Annotated in this window: 16 protein-coding genes; 5 read left to right on the top strand and 11 right to left on the bottom strand. The window is 39.8% G+C overall.

Annotated elements, in window-relative coordinates; translation table 11 throughout:
• The gene (gene chrA, locus GO621_RS07875) at nt 1–1,200 is read left to right on the top strand and encodes a chromate efflux transporter (RefSeq protein WP_157565790.1); all 1,200 of its coding nucleotides are present in this window, start codon (nt 1–3) and stop codon (nt 1,198–1,200) included.
• On the opposite strand, the gene dnaB is transcribed toward chrA, so the two are convergent.
• Nucleotides 1,201–2,763, bottom strand: a complete 1,563-nt coding sequence (gene dnaB, locus GO621_RS07870) for a replicative DNA helicase (RefSeq protein ID WP_157565788.1) — start codon at nt 2,761–2,763, stop codon at nt 1,201–1,203.
• 312 nt (nt 2,764–3,075) lie between these two features.
• Here dnaB and rlmB point away from each other — a divergent pair, with 312 nt between their 5' ends.
• Nucleotides 3,076–3,843: a 23S rRNA (guanosine(2251)-2'-O)-methyltransferase RlmB gene (gene rlmB / locus GO621_RS07865; protein WP_157566090.1), complete on the top strand. Its 768-nt coding sequence runs from the start codon at nt 3,076–3,078 to the stop codon at nt 3,841–3,843.
• 210 nt (nt 3,844–4,053) lie between these two features.
• Here the strand turns inward: rlmB and GO621_RS19375 are convergent, their stop codons facing one another.
• The gene (locus GO621_RS19375) at nt 4,054–4,233 is read right to left on the bottom strand and encodes a transposase (protein WP_394350183.1); all 180 of its coding nucleotides are present in this window, start codon (nt 4,231–4,233) and stop codon (nt 4,054–4,056) included.
• Nucleotides 4,234–5,069: 836 nt separating this feature from the next.
• On the opposite strand from GO621_RS19375, the gene GO621_RS07855 reads away from it, so the two are divergent.
• The 3 genes from GO621_RS07855 to GO621_RS07845 all read left to right on the top strand — a co-directional run bounded on the left by GO621_RS07855 (nt 5,070) and on the right by GO621_RS07845 (nt 10,061).
• Complete coding sequence (locus GO621_RS07855; protein WP_157565786.1) at nt 5,070–7,205, top strand: glycosyl hydrolase; 2,136 nt, start codon at nt 5,070–5,072, stop codon at nt 7,203–7,205.
• Nucleotides 7,206–7,210: 5 nt separating this feature from the next.
• Nucleotides 7,211–8,485, top strand: coding sequence for a glycoside hydrolase family 28 protein (locus tag GO621_RS07850; RefSeq protein ID WP_198170177.1), 1,275 nt, complete (start codon nt 7,211–7,213; stop codon nt 8,483–8,485).
• A 70-nt stretch (nt 8,486–8,555) separates the two neighbouring features.
• Complete coding sequence (locus tag GO621_RS07845; protein ID WP_157565782.1) at nt 8,556–10,061, top strand: rhamnogalacturonidase; 1,506 nt, start codon at nt 8,556–8,558, stop codon at nt 10,059–10,061.
• Nucleotides 10,062–10,153: 92 nt separating this feature from the next.
• On the opposite strand, the gene GO621_RS07840 is transcribed toward GO621_RS07845, so the two are convergent.
• From GO621_RS07840 to GO621_RS07800, 9 genes are all read right to left on the bottom strand, one after another.
• The gene (locus GO621_RS07840) at nt 10,154–10,618 is read right to left on the bottom strand and encodes a hypothetical protein (protein WP_157565781.1); all 465 of its coding nucleotides are present in this window, start codon (nt 10,616–10,618) and stop codon (nt 10,154–10,156) included.
• Nucleotides 10,619–10,907: 289 nt separating this feature from the next.
• Nucleotides 10,908–11,051, bottom strand: coding sequence for a hypothetical protein (locus GO621_RS07835; protein ID WP_157565779.1), 144 nt, complete (start codon nt 11,049–11,051; stop codon nt 10,908–10,910).
• 10 nt (nt 11,052–11,061) lie between these two features.
• A complete protein-coding gene (locus tag GO621_RS07830) occupies nt 11,062–13,116 on the bottom strand; it encodes a beta-galactosidase (protein WP_232335612.1) in 2,055 nt (684 codons plus the stop codon).
• Nucleotides 13,117–13,470: 354 nt separating this feature from the next.
• Nucleotides 13,471–15,843, bottom strand: coding sequence for a glycoside hydrolase family 2 protein (locus GO621_RS07825; RefSeq protein ID WP_157565778.1), 2,373 nt, complete (start codon nt 15,841–15,843; stop codon nt 13,471–13,473).
• A gap of 15 nt (nt 15,844–15,858) precedes the next feature.
• A complete protein-coding gene (locus GO621_RS07820) occupies nt 15,859–17,250 on the bottom strand; it encodes a glycosyl hydrolase 53 family protein (RefSeq protein WP_198170175.1) in 1,392 nt (463 codons plus the stop codon).
• A gap of 40 nt (nt 17,251–17,290) precedes the next feature.
• Nucleotides 17,291–19,894, bottom strand: coding sequence for a glycoside hydrolase 5 family protein (locus tag GO621_RS07815; RefSeq protein WP_198170174.1), 2,604 nt, complete (start codon nt 19,892–19,894; stop codon nt 17,291–17,293).
• A 124-nt stretch (nt 19,895–20,018) separates the two neighbouring features.
• A complete protein-coding gene (locus tag GO621_RS07810) occupies nt 20,019–21,074 on the bottom strand; it encodes a glycoside hydrolase family 53 protein (protein WP_157565774.1) in 1,056 nt (351 codons plus the stop codon).
• A 68-nt stretch (nt 21,075–21,142) separates the two neighbouring features.
• Nucleotides 21,143–22,651 (bottom strand): RagB/SusD family nutrient uptake outer membrane protein, encoded by a 1,509-nt coding sequence (locus GO621_RS07805; protein ID WP_157565772.1) that lies wholly within the window; start codon nt 22,649–22,651, stop codon nt 21,143–21,145.
• A gap of 17 nt (nt 22,652–22,668) precedes the next feature.
• Nucleotides 22,669–25,752, bottom strand: a complete 3,084-nt coding sequence (locus GO621_RS07800) for a SusC/RagA family TonB-linked outer membrane protein (RefSeq protein ID WP_157565770.1) — start codon at nt 25,750–25,752, stop codon at nt 22,669–22,671.
• Between the last annotated feature and the right edge of the window lie 61 nt (nt 25,753–25,813).

Raw genomic sequence — 25,813 nt, 5'->3', positions numbered from 1 at the left:
TTGAATAAGCGCCATATTTTGTTTTTACGGGATGTATTGTTTTATACGCTTACGGCTTTTGGTGGCCCGCAAGCGCATCTGGCGTATTTATTAAGGGAGTTTGTAGAAAAACGGCGTTATATTTCTGAGGAAGAACTGATGGAGCTTAACGCACTTTCTCAAGTATTGCCTGGCCCGTCGTCCACACAAACTTTAGTAGGGATTGCCTGGAAGACCGGAGGGTTGATTTTGGCCATCATTACTTTTTTTATCTGGGTAATTCCTTCGGCTACACTAATGTGTATCGCTGCAATTTTTTACAAAATGTTTGTAGAAAAGGGAATGTTTACGCATGCTTTCCGTTATGTACAGCCGGTTACAGTTGGTGTGGTAGCTTATGCTGCTTATAGTTTCGGGCGCAAGTTTTTAAAATCAGAACTAAGCATTTTGCTTTCTATTTCGGCAATGGCTGCAACTTTAATCTTGAGAAGTGCTTATGCTTTCCCAATCCTGATTATGATGGGCGGCATTATTTCTTCAGCATTTGAAGCAAAACCGGAAGAAGATGCACTTCGGGTAAAACTATTTGCCAATATTAACCAGCGGAAAGTAACTTATTTTATCGGGATCTTGCTGTTTTTTGCTGCTTTAGGCGCTTTGATTAACCAAACTTCTCCCTTTAGTTTGCCTATCCGTTTGTTTGAAAACTTTTACCGCAATGGTATTTTAATTTTTGGCGGAGGACAGGTGCTGGTTCCGCTAATGTTTACAGAGTTTGTAGAGATGAAACATTACCTCAGTAACTCTGAGTTTTTATCCGGATTTGCTTTACAGCAAATATTACCCGGGCCAACTTTTGCCTTTACTTCTTTTATCGGTGGGTTAACGTTAGGTAACCGTGGCTATGGTATTAGCGGACAAATTGCCGGAAGTTTTATTTCCATGCTGGGCATTAATTTGCCGGGATTGATCCTGATCTTATTTATTGTCCCTTTCTGGGACGATTTGAAAAAGATCAGCAATATCCGTAATTCTTTAAGCGGCATCAATGCCGTTGCCGTTGGTTTTATGGTGGCTGCCTTTTTGTTTCTGGCACAACCATTTGTTACCGATTTTAAAGGAATTAGTTTGATGGTTGCCACTTTTTTACTGCTGCAATTTACACCGGTAAAAACGCCAGTTGTTATTTTGCTTGGCGTTTTGCTCAGCGTATTTTTTTAATTAAAAAGGCGGTTCGTCTTCCAGGTCATCCATTCTGGATGGACGGATGATAAAATTATTTGGTTTCTCAAACTCAGCAGATGATTTTAAACCGGCGGAAGCATTGGCTGGAGAAAAATCACTGGAATTATCATCCAGATCGGTAAATTTCACATATTTACCCACAAATTTCAATCGGACCCTTCCGGTTTCGCCATTTCGGTGTTTCGCAATGATGATCTCGCCAACACCTTGCGTTGGGTTATTGTCCTCATCAAACTCCAGTCCGTAGTATTCCGGGCGATATAAAAACAAAACCATATCTGCATCCTGCTCAATCGAACCAGATTCCCGTAAATCGGAAAGCATTGGCCGTTTTGATCCTCCGGGACGGTTTTCAACTGCACGGCTTAACTGTGAAAGTGCAATAACCGGTACGTTAAGCTCTTTGGCAACCGATTTTAATGCCCTCGAAATACTACCGATTTCCTGTTCCCGGTTTCCGCCGCCTTTGCCTTCGCCTTTTCCCTGCATCAACTGCAAATAATCAATGATAATCATTTGGATATCATGCTGTGATTTTAATCTTCTGCATTTTGCACGGAATTCAAAAATATTTAAAGCCGGTGTATCATCAATAATTAAAGGGGCTTGTTCTAAACGGCCAATTTTGGAGTGGATTTGCTGCCATTCCCATTCTTCCAAATTACCTTTCCTGATTTTTTCCTGTTCGATATGCGTCTCGCCGGAAACCAAACGGTTTACCAATTGAATGGACGACATCTCCAAAGAAAAAACAACAACCGGCTTGTTAAAATCAACGGCAGCATTTCGGGCGCAACTCAATACAAAAGCCGTTTTACCCATTGCCGGGCGTGCCGCAATAATTACCAGATCAGATTTTTGCCAGCCGGAAGTCATTCGGTCTAAATCCGTAAAACCGGAAGCAACACCGGTTAAGCCGTCTTTTTTATTTTTTAACGCTTCCATTTCCTTCAGCGTTTCGTGCATCAGGTCGTCCATTTTTCGGGAATCTCTACGAAGGTTATTTTGGGCGATGTCGAAAAGGTTTTTCTCAGCTTTGTCTAACAAATCCAAAACGTCGGTCGTGTCTTCGTATGCCTGGCTAATTACTTCTGTAGAAATCCTGATCAGTTCCCGCTGTAAAAACTTTTGGATGATAATCCGGGAGTGAAACTCAATATTGGCTGCCGAAGCAACACGATTGGTTAGTTCGGTAATATAATAAGCACCGCCAATCATTTCCAGATCGCCTTGCTGACGCAATTGTGCGGTTACGGTTAAAATATCAACGGGAGATGTTTTTTCGAATAGTGTTTTTATCGCTAAAAAAATCTTTTGATGGCTGTCGCGATAAAAAACTTCTGGTTTTAAAATATCAATGACAGAAGATAAAGCATCTTTTTCCAGCATTAAAGCGCCTAACACAGCTTCTTCCAGATCTGTTGCCTGCGGTTGCAGTTTACCTAAATTACTGCTCGGTGTTGGATTGGTAAACTTTGAACGCCTTTCGGAATTAAACGTACCCGGCCTGCTTGAAATATTATCACCTTCTAAACTCATAGCATCAAAAATAAACAAAATTGAGCGGTTAATAATTTCATCAATCAACACACTTTTTACAAGTATATACCGTGCGTTGATATAGAGTTAGTTATACTTTATTATTATTTTTTTGTCGATAGCTTTTTTACATCTAATTGTTAAAAAAGGGTTAGTAAAAATATATTGAGGTTGATTATAAGCATATTGTAACAATGTGGATAACTGTTAACGTTGTTAACAATTTTAGGCGGATAAAAGAAGCATCTGTATTTACCGGTATCAGTTCGCTGTTTTTATAATTACTTTCGCATAAAATTAACAAAGAAGATGATGCAGCGCCCGCAGTTTAAAAAGGAAAGCAACCAGATGGTTTTTGGCATTCGTGCTGTAATGGAAGCGGTCCGTTCGGGGAAAGAAATTGAAGCATTATACATGCAGCGGGGTTTGGGCGGAGAGTTATTTCATGAATTAAAAGCAGTACTGAACGAATACCAGATTACAGCACAACAAGTTCCGATAGAAAAACTAAACCGGATTACCGCAAAAAACCATCAGGGCATTATTGCAGTCATTTCAGAAATTACGTATCAAAAAATAGAAGATATTGTTCCGCAGGTTTATGAAAGCGGAGAAGTGCCGCTAATTTTGGTTTTGGATAGCATTACAGATGTGCGTAATATGGGCGCAATTGCGCGCACGGCAGAATGTGCAGGTGTGCAGGCAATTGTTGTCCCGGCAAAAGGTTCGGCGCAAATTAATGCAGATGCGATAAAAACTTCGGCTGGTGCATTGTATCAAATTCCAGTTTGCCGGCATCAGAATTTACTGCAAACCGTTCAGTTTTTACAAGCTTCGGGTTTGCAGTTGGTTTGTTGCACCGAGAAAACAACCGCTGATATTTATCAGCCGGATTATACTGTTCCAACAGCCATTATTATGGGTTCGGAAGAAGACGGAATTGGAAATGAACTAATCCGTATAGCCGATTATCTGGCCAAAATACCAATGTTTGGCAAAATTGAATCGCTTAATGTTTCTGTTTCTACCGGTGTAATTTTGTATGAAGCAATCCGGCAGCGGATTGCGGTTATCAGTTAGTTTTCCTGCGATACTTCTTTTGTACGGGTTAAAAACAGTATTGGTAAAATGCCCCTTTTAGCGTTAAACTTTCCTGTTTCTACAAAAAACAAATGATTTTGCTAACTTTTAGGTGATAAAAGAAGCATATCTGATATCTTGAACAAAATTTAAGCAGGTGCTAAATTGTTACTTAAAAATATGTTCAGTTTATTCCATTATAGGGCCTGTTTAAATTTTGTTTAATAATAATTTTATGGCAGAAAGTTTGACGATTTCTTCTGATGTTTCCAATAGTAGTTCATAATTTCTGTACAGCCGCCTGTCGTTATCGAACCAGGAAAAGGTCCGTTCGATTACCCATCTTTTATGGATAGGTTTAAACCCTGTTTTTTTATCATCGGAACGCACCACGATCTGTAAAATATATCCAAAACGTTTTTTTACCTGCAACTTGGATAAAAGCAGGTCATAACACTATAGAGAAGGCCATTTCTTATGATAATAATAAACCAGTTGCCTTTTGCAAAATTTGCAGGCAACATCCGCCACAGGCACCCGGATTTTACCAAATAACTGATCGCGTCCTAGGTCGGACGCAAACTATACTTCCGCTTTCTTTCATCAAATTGAAAAGTCTTTTTTATAAATTGCCACAGGGTTTCTGTTAAATCGGCAGGGTAGATCTGATTGTCGTTTTGTCACCACAAAAAGGACGCTTTCTATTGGTTTAACTTAAAATCCCTTAATTAATTCAAACAAGCCCTGAAGGATGCATGAATTCTTATTAATGAAATAAAAGCCTGTCTATTAAAATAAAAACATACCTAAACTTACTATATGGAATAACAAAATATTACTCAAAAATAAAAAGTGTTAGCGCCTGTTTAAATTTTATTTAACGTATTGTCTATGCTTCTTTTATCACCTAAAAAATATAAAGCTTTCATTTTTTTTGTATAAATTAAAACACCAAATTGATATGCTTAAAAGAAGCACCATAAATTTAAACAGCATTTTGTAAGACATAAGGGTTTTTTACTGAAAAGAATACCACCTTTGTTAAATATGATGCTTGTATCCGTTCGGATAACTGCACCTCCCTGCTTAATATAAATCTATGCATGTTAAGACTGCGATGTTCTCTATCACAAATACCTAAAAGTTATTAAACTTAGATGCTCGTGCATACATTACCGCTAAAAAAGTAAACGGGTTTTTAAATTTAGTTCAAGAACACTATTATAATGTTGAAAAGTAAAAAAAGGTATCTTCTACTGAGCATAGCATTATTGTCGGCCGGTTTACTTTTTGCACAACAAAACTGGCAAAAAGTAACGCTGCCCAAATATGCAGAAATGGCGACTACATTTAAAAATTCTCCTTCGCAATATGCCGAAACGTTAACTTATGGTTTGGAAGGGCCTTTAAGTTTAGAATCCATTTCTGCGGATTTAAATGCTATCAAAAAACAAGGCATAAAAGTAGTAACCATCGAAGGCGGCTACCACATGAAAGAACCTTACCTGTCTGCCGGTTGGTTTGAAAATGTAAAGATGATTGTACAGGAACTGAAAAAGCGGGGAATGCATTTGTGGATTATTGATGAAGGTAAATATCCGAGCGGTTTTGCGGGCGGAAAATTTAGTCAGGAACGACCTGATTTGCGGATGCAGGGATTAGTGATTGCTAAACGAATCAACCTAAAAGAAGAAGAAACGGTTAACGAAAAATTAGATGCTTCCATCATCAGCGCCGTTGCTGTTAATGCTGAAAACAAGGCGAATGAAATTATCAGCCTTAACAATCATCAGTTAAACTGGAAAGCGCCTCAAGGCAATTGGCAGATTTTATTGGCACAGCATCGCTTTAAAACTTCGGTAACACGTGCTGCTAATAACCCAACAGGTGGAAAGGATACTGTTAATTCTTTATGCGATTACCTAAATCCGGCTGCTACCCGACAGTTTCTGGAGTTTACTCATGTGCAATACAAAAAATACATTGGCGATGAATTTGGTAAAACCGTTTTAGGGTTTAGAGGAGACGAACCTGAATATAACTTTACACCCTGGACACCTGAACTGCTTAATATTTTCAAGCAAAAGAAAGGTTATGATATCACGCCTTATCTGGCTTCGTTTTTTACTCCTTTTATGACAGAAAAACAGAAGTTGGCCAAAGCAGATTTCTGGGATGTATGGTCAGATTTATTTCGGGATAACTTTTTTAAAGTACAAGCCAACTGGTGCGCGCAGAACGGCTTGGAATACATGGTGCACATCAATCACGAAGATAAACTGATGGATTTAGCCCGAAGTGAAGGTGATTATTTTAAAGATATGCGTTATGTACAGGTTCCAGGCGTTGATGCAATCTGGCACCAGATCTGGTACGATAATGTTGCTGATTTCCCCAAACTTGCTTCTTCTGCTGCACACATGTATGGCAAACCTCGTGCTTTAAGCGAAAGCTTTGCAGCTTATACACCTAAGCCTACTGTTGCTGATGCCAGATGGGTTGTGAATGAACAATTAGTTCGGGGCATCAATCTGTTTGAGTATATGTTTTGGCCTTCTTCAGCAAATGGCAAAGCTAAAGGAGAAAGTTACTTAACCGATCCTGCTTTTCCGGCTTTGGCCGAATATTCTAACCGTGCTTCTTTTTTGCTGTCAAACGGCATTCCGGCTGCGCAGGTTGGTTTGTATTGTCCTACAGAAAGCATGTGGCTGGGAGATGAAGAAGCCAATACCAGTTTGCTAAATATTGCAAAACAACTATTGGAACATCAGATTGATTTTGATTTTGTAGATAACCAAGCGCTTACATCTGTTTTTAAATTAAATAAAGGAAGCTTTACTAATTTAAGCGGACAAAGTTATCGTACGATTATCATTCCTGAAACTGAAATTATGTCGGATCAGGCATTAAAACGATTACAGGATTTTGCAAAACAAGGCGGAAAAGTAATTTTTCTTGGACATCAGCCTGAAAAAAAGTTCGACAAAACGTTTTTGCAAGCTAAACCGGTTGAATTAATAAATTGGGCGGTAAAAGAAGCATCCGGAAATTTGACTGATAACATTATTCAAAAAATAAGTTCTCCTGATGTACAATTGGAACATTCAGTTCCTGCTATTAAATACTTGCATCGCAATTGGAAGGATGCCGAAATGTATTTCTTTTTTAACGAAGGCGAACAGGATCAAAACCTGAAAGTAACTTTAAACGGAACCGGAAAAGCAGAAATTTGGGATGTAAACAGCGGTACAATTAAACCAATAACTTCATCTGCAGTAAATGGTAAAACACAGCTTCAATTGGTTTTGCCAGGGCACGAAAGCCAGTTTATTATCATTCGTTCTAATCGCACTTCTAAATGAACTGCATGAAAAAAGTATTTATCCTGTCTGCCATAATTACTATGCTGTTTTTATCGGCATTTATTCTTCCTCAACCTAAAACTGCAAAACGGTATCTTATTACTGATTTTGGTGCTAAAGGTGATAGCCTTACTTTAAATACCAAAGCAATACAAGCCGCAATTGAGCAATGTGCAGCAAAAGGCGGAGGTGTTGTTGTAGTTCCAAAAGGTATATTTATCAGTGGTGCACTCTTTTTAAAAAAAGGAGTTAACCTGGAAATTGAAAAAGGCGGCGTTTTAAAAGGTTCTATTAATCCTGAAGATTATCCGCAGATACCAACGCGTTGGGAAGGCGAGGAAAAAACCTGGACATCTGCCTTTATTAACGCTAATGATTTAAACGGCGTTACCATTAGCGGCGAAGGTACGATTGACGGTTCAGGAGATATCTGGACTGCCCGTGCCTTGAAAGCACGAGCCGAAGGAAATGTTAATCCAATACGTGTCGGACGTCCGCGTTTAATTTGTTTTCAAAACTGTAAGAATGCAACTATTGCTAACTTAAATTTACACAATCAGGCGGTTTGGTGCCTGCACGTTTTGTATAGCGATCATGTTTTGGTTCAAAATCTTAAAATTTCGGCTGATCATAACATTCCAAGTTCTGATGGAATTGATATTGATTCGAGTACTGATGTTCATATTACCGGCTGTGATATTGATGTAAATGATGACTGCATCTCCATTAAATCAGGAAAAGATGAAGACGGATTGCGGGTAAACCGTCCAAGCAAAAATATTTTGATTGATAAATCTCGTTTTGGTTACGGCCATGGTGGCGTAGCTATGGGAAGTGAAACTTCCGGTGGAATTAGTGAGGTTACCGTTGATAATTGTGTGATGGAAGCAGGAAATTGGGCGCCAATTCGTTTTAAATCGCAGCCAAGCAGAAGTGGCGTTGTGGAGAATATCACTTATAAAAACATCAAACTCAATCAAACCGGGAAAGCTTTTGAGTTTAATATGGCATGGAGAATGGTTCCGCCGATAAAACCTCCGGCTAAAGTTTTGCCGGTTGTAAAAAATATCAAGCTGATCAATATTTCTGGAACAGTTAAAAATGTGGGCGATATGAGCGGGTTAAGCGGAAGTCCAATTCAGAATGTTTCCTTTGTTAACTGCAATATAACCGCAGAAAAAGGTTTTATTTTGAAAGATGTTAAAGATGTGGATCTTTCCGGATTAAAGCTAACCGTAAAACAAGGTCAACCAATTATCAATCAGGATGAAGTTAAATAAGAGGATAGGATCAAATCCTGTAAAGTGTGAAATTATAGGGATAAAAGAAGCATTTAGTAAACTTCTTTTGATGCTGATTTTGATTTCCATGCTTCCAATAAATCTGTGTGCGCAGAATAGCTTCTTTTATAGCATTAAAAATTACGGCGCCAAAGGCGATGGAAAAACATTAGAAACCGAAGCCATAAATAAAGCTATTGAAGCTGCAGCAACAGCAGGAGGCGGAACAGTTTACTTTCCGGCAGGAAAATTTCTGAGTTATTCTATCCATCTGAAAAGTCATGTTGCTTTATATTTAGATCAAGGTTGTATTTTGCAGGCCTCTGATTATCAGGAAGGAAAGCAGAATTATGACGAGGCGGAGGCTTCTGTTTCTACAAAATATCAGGATTTTGGGCATAGTCACTGGCATAACAGTTTGATTTGGGGCGAAAACCTGGAAGATATTTCTATCCTCGGCCCCGGAACTATTTATGGAAAAGGACTTACTCGCGAAATACCAAAAAGAAAAGGCGAAGGAAATAAAGCCATCAGCCTTAAACTTTGCCGCAATGTTATTTTAAAAGATTTTTCTATTCTTTTTGGTGGACACATGGCTATCCTGGCAACTGGCGTTGATAATTTTACGGTTGATAATTTAAAAATGGATACCAATCGCGATGGCATTGATGTGGATTGTTGCCGCAACGTTCGCATTTCAAATTGTACCGTAAATTCTCCCTGGGATGATGCGATTTGTTTAAAAAGTTCTTTTGGTTTAGGTTATGCCCGTGCTACAGAAAATGTTACGATTACCAATTGTCAGGTTAGCGGTTATGATCGAGGAACGTTATTAAACGGAACTTATCAGCGCAAAGAAGCAAAAATGGTACCGGACCATGAAGGGCCAACGGGACGGATTAAAATGGGAACAGAATCTAACGGAGGATTTAAAAATATTACCATTTCTAACTGTGTTTTTGATTTTTGCAGAGGTTTAGCGCTGGAAACAGTGGATGGCGGTTTACTGGAAGATGTAACGATAACCAATATTACCATGCGGGATGTTGTTAATTCTCCAATTTTCCTTCGTCTTGGTGGCCGACTTCGGGCACCAGAAGGAACGCCAATTGGCGCTCTACGCAGAATATTAATCAGTAATGTTATGGTTTATAATGCAGATTCTCATTTTGCATCTTTAATTGCCGGCTTGCCCGGACATCCGATTGAAGATGTGAAACTCAACAACATCCGTATTTATTATCGGCCAATAGATTCAGCAGAAAGCAAAATTCAAAAAGTTGTTCCTGAGTTTGAAAAAACATATCCTGAGCCGGAAAAATTTGGTGTACTTCCTTCATACGGTTTCTTCATCCGCCACGCTAAAAACATCGAAATGAATAATGTGGAAGTTAGCTTTTTGGGAAGAGAAACGCGCCCGGCTATTATTTTGGATGATGTAAAAAGCATCAGTTTAAATAATGTAAAAGCAGAGACACCAGCAAACATGCCTCTTTTACAGCTAAAAAATGTGGAAGGATTGGAAATTCAACCTCAAAATTCTATTGATAAAAGAAGTATTAAGGTGGAGAAGTAATAAGGTGATGAGATTGTTAAACAGACCCGCCCTCGAGAGGGTAACTAAATACGAGATGGGACAAGTGCAATTTTCATTTTTTTTGATGAAATTTATGTTTTTTTAAATTTCCAGGAATATCTAAGAGTGAAGCCTTTTCCATTTTTATTTTGTTCAATAATTATATCGTAGTTTTTATTTTTGTTGTGCCAACCAAAAACATTATCTATTTTAACAAAAATGGGACTTTCATTTATATTGTTAACTATTGGTTCTAAGTCGTTGTTGTCACTGTAAAAATAGTAACAATTGACACATGTATTTTCAATTTGAAGAGGGAATAGGGCTGCATATATACTATTATTAGATTTGTTTTTGCCTGTTGAAAAATCGAAGTCAAATTGATACCCTAAAATTGGATCTCCAGTTTCTGAAAAAGATTTTTCAAAAGAAACAACTGAAAAAGAACTCATTGCATCTTTAATTTCTTTTTCGGTTTTAGCTAATAGATTTATTGGAGTTTGACCAATAGCATTAATAGAAATAACTATTAAAAGGATGGTAAACAACTTTTTCATTTTTGTATCGTGTTTTAATTTATATGATTAATAACCTTTGTATCAGTAATTACTTGCAAATTGAGAATAAAAACCCCATTAAGTGCCTTTTTATGTTTTATATCGACGACAGGTTTTTGATATGGAAAAATTATTTAGCTCCAGGAATCTCTAGCTCCTTTGTTAAGGATTCTAAAAAATAATCAATCGGATAGTTAAAAGCGTGAACTTCTTCACCTAATGGTGATACGAAACTTTTATCGTTAAAATCTAAATATAACCAAGTGGATTTATTATCGTGAAAGTGAAGCTAAAAAGAAGCGAAGTAATTATTTTCCGTAATTAAGTCTATAACATCAACAGTTCCATAACCATCGCCTTTAAAGGTAAATGTGTAAATATATTTTCCGTCTAAAGTTATTCGAGGTTTACTAAGTTTATTTCTTTCAGACATAAAAGTAAAATTATTTATCTTTCCAAACAATCACATCAGCTGGTTTAAGCGTTTTTGTTCCAATTAAAATTTTAGCTTGAGCAGGAACAGGAACTTGATAAGGTTTTCCGGAATAATTAACGCCAACCCAAAAACCGTCGCGCCAGTCAATTACTACGCCTTCCGGCAAATCTTCACTAACAATCCCTGCTTGTTGATATACTCTTTTTAGCACTGCTTTTTCTAAAGAACCGTCATCTGTATCCGCACCGACATAAGTGACAGTTCCTTTGCCCAATTTGCAAGAGATAACAGCTGCTTTTCCTGCATAAAACTGACTGCTATAAGTTGCGATAACTTCTGTTCCTGCAAAAGGTTCCAGTATATCAGCCCAATTATTCCACTTAAAGCTCTTTGTTCCCATTTTTATCGTTCCCTGAACAGAATCGGGCAGGAGATCATAAAAAGAAACTTTAGCACCGATTAAATTATAAATAGGTTCTGCCCATTTCATTTCCCAAAGTTTACCATTGCGGTCTTTTTGTCCGGTACGGGATGATAGAACTAAATGTCCGCCGTTTTCGACGTATTGTTTCCATCTGGCCACCAACTTTGCATCCAGCAGTTGATACGCCGGAGCAACCATAACCGGATATTTGGAGAAATCTTTATCCTCTGTAATAACATCAACAGGAGCGCCAAACTGTTTTAAAGCGCCATAATAACGCATTAAATGCTGCATAAAATCCCATTGATTAGTTTGAGGTTGATTGTCCATTTCCCAACGGTTATCCGGATTGTACAAAACGGCAGTTAATTTGGATTGATAAGACTTTGGCATTTTTTCATTCGGATCGTAAGATTTCCTTAAATCTTTCATCTCCTTGATCACTTTGATATATTCCAATCCGCTTGTACTTGGCGTTACGCCATCTGTACTGATAATGCCGTAATGATATTGCTCGCCACCGGTTAGTGGTTGTTTAAAGCGATAGTTGCACACAAATTTATTTCCACCGGCAAAGGCGTGCCATATCCACATGCGTACTACTCCAGGCATTGGCTGCGGATTGAACTTGCCCCAGTTTACCTGACCGGGTTGTAGTTCCATTACACCTGTTGTTCCATTAATAGACCGAAAAAAATCATTGGCAAAAGCAATACTTGTAGGAGAACCCATTCTGAAACCTTGCGGCCCTAAACCTTTATCATAACCGGCAACCAAATATTTGGTATAAGTTACAAAATCAAGATTAGTCATCCGTTCCGGATCAACAGGAGCATGATCGGGCATTAAGTTCGTTGTAATCCATTGTTCGGGTAAAATATGCTGACGTAATATTTTGTATTGCATTCCTAAAAAATCAGTTATTTCATCCGAAGAAAAGCGTTTAAAATCAAGCACAGCATGCGGATTTGGTTGCGCAATCAGTTCTTTTGCGTTAGGAATACGGACCTGATTAAAATCTGAATAACGTATGCTCCAGAAAGCTGTTCCCCAGGTTTTATTAAGTGTATCAATATTTTTGTATTTTGCTTTTAACCATTTCTGAAAACTTTCCTGTGCTGCGGGACTATAATCATACTGTCCGTAATGCGAAGGTTCGTTATCCAGTTGCCAACCCCAGATGCGTTTATCATTGGCATAATGCTTGGCCAAAGCTTCTACCATTTTGGACACATACTGCCGGTAAACCGAACTTGACCAGGAAGCTTGCTGCCGGGATCCATGCTGCATCGTTGTTCCTGTTTCGTTTACCATTAAAATTTCGGGATGTTTCTGACTTAACCATACTGGAGGTGTTGGAGAAGATGTACACAAAATCACTTTAATATGATTTTTAGAAGCCAGTTCAACAGCTTCATCCAGCCATTTAAAATCAAACTTGCCTTCTTCCGGCTCAATAAAAGCCCATGCGAATTCGCCAAAATGTGTAAACTCAAACCCAACTTCTGCCATTTTTTTAATATCGCGCTCCCAATATTCGTGCGGCCATTGTTCTGGATAATAGTAGGAGCCGATGGTCATCAAATCCTTTTTTGCAAAAAAGCGGTCTGCATTTTGAGCAGAAACATTTTTTTTCATTAGGAGGAATAGCAGCAGGAACGATAATTTAAAGTAGTGCTTCATCATAAAGCTTTTGTAATAAGTGGATACATAAATAACAAAGGTTAGCAAAAACTAAAATAGGATTTATCTAAATGCCTCTTTAAATTTATATCACAAAAAACCACAATGCTTCTTTTACCATTAAAAAATTGGCGTTTAAATTACCTTTTGATAAAGGGCCGCAAATTTTTGCCGGATAAAAGAAGTATCAAAAATAGGTTGAACAAAATTTAAACATGCTCTAATTATATTACCAGTATGGGCTTTTCTGCATTTTGCCATCAAACTACGGTTGGCACATTTAGTCTGGCCCGCACATACTACCTAAAGCTAATGCACTTTATAAATCAGTGTTCCGGGTTTTAAGTTATCTGCCGTTGCCGTTATCTCAACTGTGCCTGGTTTATCTCCTGCCTGAAGTAAAAATGATGCAATTCCGGCTTCTGCATCTACCATTGCATTACCCATAATTTGCGCATTTCCTTTAACAGAAATTTTAACTTTATTTGAACTGGTTGGAACCAATGTTCCGTTTTCATCAGTTAAATAAGCGTAGAAAAACAAGGCGTCTTTACTGCCTGCTGTCCAGCTTTTACCGCTTTCATCAGCCTTAATTACAATTTTAGAAGGCGTGCCGACAGGAGTTGCTTGTGTAGCCGTAGCTGCTTGTTTACCATTTAAATAACCAACTGCTGTTAATTTTCCGGTGGTAAAAGAAGCAGGATGAAACGTAAAAGGCGGATGCTTCAAATTATTAGAAAACATTCCGGTATCAGGTTTTTGTTTGCCTAAAGATTTACCGTTTAAAAACAGTTCTACCTGATCGCAGTTGCTGAAAATTTTTACTGTTTTTTGTGCAGGATCGTTCCAGTAATTAGCAATAAAAAGCATGGGCTTTCCAAAACCATGAACATCAGCAACAGGCCCGTTCTGACTTTGATAAAAATAAAAGCTGAATTTAGGAACCCTAAAAATATCACTGATGCCTGATGTTTCCAAATCAGCAGCATAACCGCGCTTATAATCAAACATTAACCAGTTCACATCGCCAAAGCCCGGGCCGTACAGGTTATCGTTATGCGCTTCCTGAAAATTAAGCGCCTGCTGCAATAAGCGCTGCTGGCCATCCGCTCTGGTTTGCCTTGAATTTCGCTCTTCGCTCTTTAAACCTGCGTACTCTTTCTGGTTGAAACCTGCGTTTTGTGCATAATATTCCCAGTCGCCGTATTCTGCTATTAACAATGGCTTGGGTTTGTTGTATTTTTTCCAATAATCCGGCGCTTTTAAATGCTGGCGGGCCGGGTTAAACACATCATACGCATAATCCATCCAACCAGTAGTATAAACACCTGTAAATGGCAACTCCTCATGGGCAATTTTATTTGCGGTATCCATATAAGCTTTGCTCATATTGGTTTCATTTAGGGATGCTTCCCATAAAACAATTGCCGGATGGTTGCGGTCGCGGCGGATCATATCCCGGATATTCTGAAAACTGTTTTCCTGGAATTCCTTCCCGCCAAAAAACTGCCAGCCGGGCGTAGCGTCCATCACCAAAATCCCTAACTGGTCGCAAGCATCCAGAAAAGCAGGAGAGGGCGGGTAATGCGAACATCTTACAAAATTAAAACCCGCATCTTTTATCTTCCAGGCATCGCGAAACTGGGCATTGTCAGACAAAGCATAACCGATATACGGATATTCCTGGTGCCGGTTAGTGCCAACGATTGTTAGTTTTTCGCCGTTAAGGTAAAATTCCCCTTTTTCAAATTTAACCGTCCTGATCCCGGTTTGAAATGCCGTTGCATCAATTTCCTTTCCGTTTTGCAGCACTTGTATTTTAAGTTGATATAAGTACGGATGCGAAGGCGACCACAGCTTTGGATTTTCTACCGTAAGATGCTGCTCAAAAACGGCGTGTCCTGCTGCCGGAATTGCCTGCGCTTTAGAAGAGATTGCTGCTACAGTTTTCCCTGCATCATCAATCAAACTCAATTTTACCGATGCTTCTTTTACCGCCTTAAAATCGTTATTCAAATCTGTTTTGATGATTAGTTTCGCACTTTTATCGCTTACAGCTTCTTCATGGACAAGTACGCCTCCACCAGCTTCGCGTTGCGCCTGGACGGAATTGCTGATATACAATTTATTTTTTTTGATGAGCCAGGCGTTCCGGTACAAGCCTCCGTAGTAATTAAAATCCAAATCTTTGATTGGTTTTCCGGGAGGAATAGCAGCATTGTCCTGATTATTTAACTTAACCAAAATGCAGTTTTGCCGACCGTATTTAACCACATCAGAAACATCCATATAAAAAGGAAGATAGCCGCCGATGTGTTTAAAAACATGTTTTCCGTTTACATAAATATCTGCTTCGTGCATGGCGGCATCAAACTGAATGGCAATATGCCGGCCTTTATCGGCTGCGGGAACAGTAAAAAATTTGCGGTAAAAGCAGGTTCCCTGCCATTGTTCTTTTACTTTTTTTACCGGTTCCAGTTGTGGCGTATGCGGCAAGCTAACGTTTTCCCAGACAACAGATGCTGTTTTTATCGTACTTAATTTTGTGCCGGAGTTAGTAGTGTCGATATCTTTTACGAATTGCCAGCCTTGGTTAAAATTAGTGGCCGATGGTGTTTTTTGTGCTTCAGCTTTAAAAATTGCAGTTACGGATAAGAGCAGGCAAATCAGTGTTTTTTTCATTATAAGATAGAAGTATTAATGAACGTTGTATTTTTTGGCTATCGCCGGATAAACCTGCAAAAAGGAATTAGCTTTTCCGTTCCTGTCGAAAAAGGATTCCCAGGTATTTAGAGGTTCCCAGATAAAACTGCCTAAAGCTTTATCGCCGGCAGCAGTAAAGGCAATATCGTTTACGGCTTCTTTCAGCTGCGAATATTCTGCAACCATTACATATTTATGGTAACGTTTGGCCAGATCGGCCATATTCATTTTCAGATCGCTTAAAGTTCCGTGCCATTTTGGATAGTAAGAAAGGCCGATCACATCAAAAGGAACTTTACGCTTTAACATATTATCTATAAAAAAGCGCGCTTCCAAATTTTGTCCGCCTAAAGCAATATGCAGCATTATGGGTGTTGAAGGACTAACAGCCTTTACTGCTTTTATACCAGAAAAAATGAATTGGGCTAAACTATCCAGGTTGTTTATTTCGCCGTCTGGCCAAAGCATACCGTGGTTAATCTCGTTTCCGACTTGTACCAAATCCGGCTCTGTTCCCTGATCCTTCAAAGTTTGCATTACGCTTTTGGTATAAGTAAAAACAGAATCTTTCAGGGTTGTAAAATTTAGGTTTTGCCAGGCGATGGGCTTGTCTTGCCGTTGCGGATCGGCCCAGGTATCAGAATAATGGAAGTCGAGCAAAAACTTCATTCCTGCCGCTTTTATACGTTTTGCCATTGCCAGCGTATGCGGCAAATCGCAGAAACCTTTGTTTGGCGAATAACCTTTTGCATTTTCAGGATGATCAAAAAGCCGTAGCCGAATGTAGTTAAAGCCATGATCTTTCAAAATTTTCAAAACATCTTCCTGCTTGCCGTTCTCGTTGTAAAACTTCATTCCGCGCGCTTCCAATTGTGGTAGAAAAGAAATATCAGCGCCTAATATTTTTTGCCCGAATTTGGCATTACCTGCAATTGGCGCTACTGTTGTTACCGGATGCGGTATTCCGGGTTGTACCGTACGGATTTCTGTTGATCCGGTAATCAGCTTTTCGCCTTTTGCCTGAAATTTGATCAGGCTGGTATCCCTTCCCGATTGTACATAAACGTTTAATTTCCCTTGTGATAATTTCCCGGTCAGAGTTTTTGCAGGAGTAGAATTTCGACTGGATTTTTGATCAGCAAAAAGCAGTGCTGCATCTCCCGAAACACTTAATTCGATGGTATTGGAAGCATTGGTAACTGCATTTCCTTGTTTATCAATTACGCTAATTACAATTAACGCTTTAGCTTTGCCATCTGCAATTATGGTAGTTTGATAAGGCATTACCACAATTTCTGTTGCTGCAGAAGTATCGATTTTATTTTGAGCCGAAGCCAAAAAAAAGGTCGATAAAAACAGTATTCCTATTAAAACTAATTTTTTCATGATCATAATTTGATTCTTAACACATCTGTTTCGGCCAATCTTATTGCTGCAACCAAACCTTTTCTACTTCGATAGTTAAGGGTTCGTTGTTTTTCTGCGGAAGTGTTCCAGTATTGATTGTGATTTCCAGCTTATCCGTATTGCTGATATTTAAGCTGTTAAAAGAGCTTGCCTTAAACCAAAGCGGCATAAACCCGGGATAAGGCCGTGGCAAGAGCAGGCTGGAATCGGGCTTAAAAGCAGTTAAAGGAATCTCTATATTTTTGAAATCACTGCTTAAATCAACATAAGCAGCATAAGATTGCGCATTTTTGTTGATGAGCGCTATTCTTAACGGAACTGCCAAACCTGCTGTTTTTCTCGCCCGGACAATTATCCTGGTAAAAGAAGCAAGCTCTGTTTTTCGGCCTTGTAATTTATCGCCCACAAATAACTGCATGCCCATTGCCTGGTTAACTTGCGGTTTTGGCATCGACATGTTCAATGTTAGTTGCCCGGTTTCTTCCCCGGCAATAAACCTGATCCCTCCGTTCCGGCCAAAACCAGGGAAATAAGGATTAGCATTTGTCCGGTCGGTAGTGGTGTTAAACAAAGTTAAATTTCCCTCGGGGGCAGCAACAAAAGTTTGCCAATAATCCGTATTCAAATAATCCCAGGAAAAAGGATCGCCGGAATGATTTCCAGGAAAAGCAAGATACTTTTTATCAGGAGTTTGGACGAGCAAGCGATAAGTTAATATGCCCGGAGCTACGCTCGCTTCCGGAATTACAGCCTTAAAATCGTATGGCGTTGTTCTTTCCATGGCAAGCGTTAAAGGCGCACCAAAAGCTCGGTTTACTACTAAAATAACTTTATCGCTGTCGTTTAAATTGATTGCTTTTCCGGTAATTGTTAAAGCTTTTCCTGCGCTTACTTCTGTAAATGGCTGATGTTCTAAATAAGGTTTATCATCATGTGATTTTGCTGCAACAAACTCATTTAGTCCAATCGTTCCGAATACTGTTTTTACCGGCAAATTATTGGTGTTTTTGCCTTTTTTAGTTAGTAAGTAAGTTCCGGGTTTTATGTTGAAAGAACCGTCTTTTGCAGTTGTTTGATAACTGTTGCCATCATTAACAGCTTTAATATTGAAATCGTTGCCGATATCGTTTAAGCTGATCTGCATGGGCTGCGCCGACCATTGCAAATGAACAACTTCGCGAGATGGCGAAGGCCTTTCAAACGGATCTCTTATCGTAATTGCATCCGGCATCACTTCCAATCGCCAAACGCCGTTTTCCAATTTATCTAAAAAATAAGCGCCGTAACCAGGATATTTAATCAGAGCAGAACTTCCAACGCCAGCCACGTGTTCCAGTTTTTTGGCATCAAACGGAGCAGTAGAAGTGCTGCCGGAATAGTAAAATTCCTTCGTTGTGTTCATCTCACTTAAAGAATTCTGGTAACTTACGCGATAAACATCAAAAGTGCTGTCTGCCGGATAAGTTCCGTAATTTTTATTTCGCGGAAGCAAATGAAAAACGCGGTTGGCAATTAAAAAACTGATTGCTTTTGCCGGTGTATAAGCCAGGTTAAGAAAATGCGTTTGATACTCTGTATTAGCATAAGCCGTAGCCAAAGGATCGTAAGCGAATTGTGTTACCCATTGAAAACCAGCAAGCTTAAAACTTTTGGCAACAGCAGGATACATATTTGATTGCAATAAATCTGCTGCATCAAATTCGTAAACCATCTTCGCCTTGTTCTTAAATTCCGGGATAGTATCGTAAGGGATCGTATAGCGGTCAACATTAGGAAGAAAATTCCCTTTTTGTTCGTGGCCGGCAACTAATCCTGTTGGATACCATTGGAAACTAAAACCATTTACAGTTGATTTGGCAACCGCATCAGCATAATAAGGCGACTGGCTGATGTTATAAAACAAAGGCTTTTGCCAGCCAATGCTTCGGGCAGCAGCAGCTAAACGGTTAATGTAAGCAGTAACGCCACTTTTCGGTCCACTGTGGCTTGGCTCGTTATTTAATTCGGCAGCAATAATATCCGGTTCGTCCCGGTAGTTCAGCTTTGTATAAGGGTTTACGTGCTGCAATAATTGTTTCAGGTAATTTTCCTGCGCCTTGATTGCATTTTCATTTACCGTTGCCTGTCCTTTATTATATTTTGATGAAAATCCAGCCGTATGTTCATCCCGCTCCGGATAACCATTTCCCCAGAAAGCAATTGGTGTAATGATGATCTTAATATTTCGCTCTTTTAATTTTGAGATTAAATAATCAAATAACTTTAAGTGTTCGTTTTGCAGCAGGTTTCCGGCGGTATCTGTTATCTCCGTATCCCAGATATGTACGCGGAAAGCATCTGCTCCCATTCTTGCCAAATGATAAACATCCTGATCAATTTCTTTTTCAAGATCGATGTTCAAAGCTTTAACAGAACGATAACCATAAGCAAACGGAACCGTGTAGTTTACCCCGAAAAGATAAATTTCTTCGTTTCCTTTCGTCCATCTCCAGCGGCCGTTTTTATCAATATAAGTTAAAGGTTTATTTTTGCTTTGCTGCGCGATACTTGCCTGATTAATGCTGAACAGACAAAAAAATGCACCTATAATAATCCTGTTGATCGTGGTCTTCGTTATGCTCATTCCCTTTTTTAAATTTTAGGCGGTATTGGTTATTTTAAACCAATGCTTCTTTTACCGGCTAAAAATCATTGTTCCGGTTTCACCTGGATTATGAAGATTTTTAGCCGATAAAAGAAGCATCGTATTAATTAGCAAAAGCATCTAACGCAACAGTCGGTTTTCCTGATTGATCAAAAGCGCCTAATCCGTAATTCATCCAATTGTATGCTTCTGGTTCCCAATAAAATACGCCTAAACCATTTCCGTTGCTGATTGATTTTGTTTTGCTGATCAAATCTGTTAAAAACGCTTTGGCTGTTGTAGCATCGGAAGCAGCAAATCCCACTTCGCAAATCATTACCGGCGTACTATAACGGGAAACCATATCATTCATATTCGTAAGGCATTGCGTATTATAAGTTTGCCAGTTACTTGCAGTAGGATAGAGCGACATGCCGATAATATCCCATTTTGCGCCGTTGCTTTTTAATCCGTCAAACATCCATCTGAATAAACTATTATCATAACCATTTGAAATGTGAACGATTACCTGAGTTGTGCTGCTTACTTCTTTTACAGCCTGATATCCTGCAGAAACTAATTTGGCAAAGTTTGCCATATTGGTTGATGCTCTTCCGTTTTCCCAAAGCATACCATCGTTGGTTTCATTACCAACTTGAACCCAATCAGGAGTAATATTATTAGCTTTTAAAGTATTCATAACTGATTGCGTATAATCATGAACGGTAGTAATCAAAGTATTAAAATCGAGATTTACCCAGGCAGCAGGTTTTGTTTGTTTGCTTGGATCAGCCCAGGAATCGCTGTAATGAAAGTCGATCATGATTTTCATTCCTAAGGCTGAAGCCCTTTTTGCTTTTACGACCAGATCGGCCGTATTGCACCAGCCATCTGTTGGATTAACCCAAACCCTTAGCCTGATCGCGTTCATGCCTTTATCTTTCAATAGCTGCATACAATCCTGCTGGGTTCCGCTGCTATTGTAAAATTTATAGTTGGACGCTTCCATTTGTGTCAGCCAGCTTACATCAGCCCCTTTGGCAAAAAAAGTGGAAGTGGTTGTGCCTGTGCTGCCAGTCGTGGTGGTGGTTGTAGCCGTTGTGGTAGTGGCAGGTGTATCTTTTTTACATCCCCAAAAACAGCACACCAAAATAGAAAGCAAACTGATTGTATTTTTCATGAGCAGTAATTATCTAAAGATCGGGAAGGATTTTCCTTCCCAATTTTTAGGTGATAAAAACAGTATAATCAGTATCCTGGGGTTTGTGTAAGCTTGCCTTTACTTGCGGTAATCTCATAAGTTGGAACCGGAAATAAATAAGGGCCGGCCGTTTTACCAACTGTAGCTAAAGCAGATTGCCACTGCCCGTGACGAACGAGATCCATTTTTCGTTCGCCTTCAAAATAGGTTTCCCATCCTTCTTCCTTCAAAATCCAATTGTCAAAAGAAGCTTTATCTGCTGTGGCTGAGGCAGGCATATTACCTAAAGTAGTTCCGCCATGCGCTAAACGCACCTGGTTGACTAATCCGATCGCTTCAGCAGTTGGCCCGCTGTTTTGGTTGATCGCTTCGGCCAACAGTAACATCACATCGCCCAAACGCGCTTTAGGAATATCATTGCCTTGATAAGCATTTATGGTTGAGCCACCTAAATCGGGATATTTAGCAATTACAGGGCCTGCTAATCCGTTTGCCTGCGTTTTAACTATACCGCTTTTGTTGGTATAGCTGGCAATTAACAAACTTCTTCTTTTATCATTGGCATCAAAAGAGTTGTAAAAACTCCAGGTAGCAGAAAATGGCGCATCTCCGCCTGCAAACGAACTTTGTACTTTGTTTCCGGGATAATCTTTAGGATAAGTATAAAAATCCCAGGGGTTAAAGCTGGCATGGTTCTCACTGCCGTCCTGATCCGGAACGCAGGATATTGCCCACATGGTTTCGTTATTTCTTTCGGTTGCTTCCTTGTACAAACTTGCATAGTCATTAACAAGCGAGTAGCCCATGGTCATGATCTGGCGGCCTGTTTTTTCAGCGTTCACAAAATCCTTTTCATTCATGTAAGTCCTCATTAAAACAGTTAAAGCAATTGCCTGGTTAAACCTGCCATAATCGGCAGGAGCTTTGGGCAGATTTGCTGCTGCATAAGTAAGGTCGCTTACGATGGAAGCTAAAAATGCCGCTCTTGTGGGCCTGGTCAGGTCAGTTTCGGCATCAGTACCAATTTTGGCGGGATCCAAAATTACCGGAACAGGGCCATAAAGTTGCAATAAAAAATACATGCACCAGCCACGTGCCATTCTGGCTTCGGCAGTATAAGTAGCTTTTGAAGCAGCACTTATGCTTGATTTATTGATGTCATCAATAATTTGTGTGATACGGGTAACAAAGCGTATTTTCTCAAAATGATTGCTTCCGGTTCCCTGATTTTGTAAGAAGGTAAACTGTGCAGTGCTAAACTGTGTAAAAAAACCGCCATAACCGGTAAAGATATTGCAGACATCTGTAGGATAATCAAACATCATAATATCGCCGTATTCCGGGCTAAACCAGTCATTTTCGTAACCAGCCGGGTCGTTGTAGCCCCATTTCGACTGAAATGGTTTGTAAACCTCGGCTACATAAGTAGCAAAGTCTGCTTCCGTTTTAGGATAAGTTGTGGTTGACAAGGAACCATAAAGCTGGGGGTCAAGTCCTTTTTTGCAAGAACCTAAAGTAATGGCTGCAATTGCAAATAAGATATATATTTTTTTCATGTTATTAGCTCTTAGTTTTAAAATCCTGCTTTTAAGCCGAATGAGAATGTCCTGAACATTGGATAAGGTGCATAACCGCCTTTAACGTTAGCATAAGAAACTTCAGGATCGACACCTTTGTAGTTAGTAATAATAAATAGGTTTTGTGCATCAGCAAAAACCCTTACTGATTTAGTAAACTTATTCAGGAACCTTGAATTGAAAGTATAACCCAGGGTAAGGTTGCGGCAACGGACAAAATTGGTGCTTACAATATTAATGTCTGAACCCTGAGGAAGGCCGGTAGCACTTTCTACATAGTTTACGCCAGGGCGGGTACCGGAAGTATTAGCCGAAGTGTAAACATCTAAAGCCTGGATAGTGCCGCTTTGTGTGCTGGAAATAATATTTGTTGGATCTGCCCAGGCGTAATTATAATTAGTTGCCTTGCCGCCAAACTGACTGTAAAAGAAAATGCTCAGGTCAAATTGTTTATAATGGAAATTGTTGCCAAAACCTACATTTAGTTTTGGATCAGGGTTTAATTTAAATATGTCATTACCATCCAGCTTTCCATCGCCATTAGCATCAACAAATATCGGGGCGCCAGGAAGCCTTGCGCCACCGGCGGAAGGTTGAGAGGCAGGAACAGCCTGTCCAACTTGTAGGATACCGTTTGTTTTAAAATAGTATCTTTCATTTACCGGATCAGTAGCTGATTGATATTGAACGCCTCCGTAAGAACCTAAGATATCATATACAAAACGTTCTTTCCATTTATACACATAATGGGAAACATTAATGATGGAACTCCAGCTGAAATTTTTAATCTGTACATTTTGGGTATTGATACCAATATCAAAACCCTGCCGTACCTGATGGCCTCCGTTTACCGGTGCTGATGATAAGAAAGATAAAGGCGCTGTAGGTCCATTGTTGCGGAGCAGGTTAGTTACATCATCCTTAAATATATCTGCTGATCCGGTGATCCTATCCTTAAAAAAGCCGAAATCTAAACCTAAATCTTTATTAATCGTTTTTTGCCAGGTAAGATTTGGCTGGTCAATGGCTGTACGGGCAATCGTGGCAGCAGTGCTTCCGCCGTTGTTAAAATAGAGGATATTTCCATCAGAAGCATACAAACCATAAGCGGCCGTTCCAATATTATTAGAGCCTGTTGTTCCGTAACTTGCCCTTAACTTTAACTGACTGATTACGGTTGAATTTTTCAGAAAAGCTTCCTCGTTAATTTTCCAGCCTAAAGAAACGGTAGGGAATGCAGCATATTTGTTCTGCGGAAAGAAGTAGCTAAAGCCGTCGTAACGAAATGATGCCGTTAGCAAATACCTGTTTAAAAAGGTAGCAGAAGCCCGGCCAAAATAAGAACGTGTTTTGCTGGCGGTTTTACCGGAGCTAATACCAACGTTAGCCGTTTCAGAAATTAAACTGGAGGTACCAAAAGCATCCGGCGCACCGGCACCCTGGCTCCCGAATGCGCCATAAGTATTTCTGTACTGGCCCATTCCGGCAACAGCATCCAGGTTTAGTGCACTTCCAATATCCTTTTTAAAGGTTATGGTAGCTTCCATCGTCTGGTTCTCGCGGTTACTGAAGTTTTGCGAAGCTCTTGACTGATAAGTCTGGTAATAATAAACCGTGCTTGGAACAAAGAAATCGCGGTTTGCATTTTCGTACAGATCGCCAAACAGGCCATGTACTGCTAATACGCCCGGTATGATTTTTATATCTGCAGAGATATTTGCATTTAAGCTATGAGAGTAGGTGTTATCCTGAATATCACCTAAGGATACGGGATTGGAAATTACGCCAAACCTGCTGTAATTGCCATTCGCATCCCTTACCGGTACATAAGCAGGATAACCTAAAGCAGCCTGGATCATACCAAATCCCTGGCTTCCGGAACCGCCGGTTTGCCCGCCCGAAGAAGAGTTAAGATAGCTGTTATTGCTTCCGGTAAAATTAGTGTTTAGCGTTAAAAACTTGGCAAGGTTAAATGATAAGTTGGCCCGGCCCGTGTATTTGGTTAACCCGGCATGAATTAAGGTTCCGGTCTCATTATAATATCCTCCCGAAAAATAGTAAGTAACTTTATCACTGCCGCCATTAACGGTAAGCTGATGATTGTTGATAGCGCCCGTTCTGAAGATTTGATCTAACCAGTTTGTTCCTGCTCCTGCAGCAGCAATTTGAGCGGGTGTAAATGGTGTTGGCTTGGTTCCAGTTGTGTAGTCCGAAATTAATTGATTGTACAAGGTTTCGTATTGCGTAGCATTAAGTGGTTGCAGGTAAGGGTAGTTTTTTTCGAAAGAGTAGCTACCGTTGTAACTGATGTTTAAACGACCTGCTTTGCCTTTTTTTGTGGTAATTAAAACTACACCATTACCAGCATTTACGCCATAAATCGCAGCACTGGCATCTTTCAATACTTCTATAGATTCGATATCTTCCGGGTTCAGTCCGGCCAAACCGGACCGGTTTACACCATTAGTTTCGGAAGCAATTGTACCGTTTCCGGGTTCTAAAGCATCTCCCGGATATAGGATCCCATCTACTACATAAAGCGGATTGCCCCGTCCCCTGATCGATAAATTGATCCCTCCGCCTGGTTGCGCACTTGCCTGCGATACCTGCAATCCTGCCGCTCTTCCAAAAAGCAATTGCTGGATGTTGCTGTTAGCGGCCTGCGGTACGTCTTTAGGGTCAACTTTGGTAACGGCCGTAGTTATATTCTGCCTGGTAGTTGTACCGTAGCCAATAACTACAACTTCGTTTAATCCATGCTGGTGCGTTTCCAGGATTACATTGACCACTGGCCCTGTTACCGAAACTTCCCTGGTTTCGTATCCAATTCCCTTAAAAACAAGCGTACTGCCTGCAGAAGCACTGATGTTGTACTTACCGGCAGCATCGGTAGCAGTGCCCCGCGTAGTACCTTTTACCGTAACTGTAATGCCAGGCAAGGTCGTAGCATCTTCTTTTGATGTTACGGTACCTGTTACAGAAATCCCTTGCTGGGCAAGAGCAGAAGAGAAGGATAAAGCCGAAAGCAAGAGTAGCAACACGCTGTACCTTCTCCAGAATTGGAGCGTAAAAATTTGCATAATATATTATTTAGTTAAATTGGTTTATTAACTGGAAAAGGCTTTGTATAAGAAACAAAAA

The organism is Mucilaginibacter arboris (assembly GCF_009754915.1).
Classification (GTDB): Bacteria; Bacteroidota; Bacteroidia; order Sphingobacteriales; family Sphingobacteriaceae; genus Mucilaginibacter_A; species Mucilaginibacter_A arboris.
This window is presented reverse-complemented; position numbering and strand designations above follow the sequence as displayed.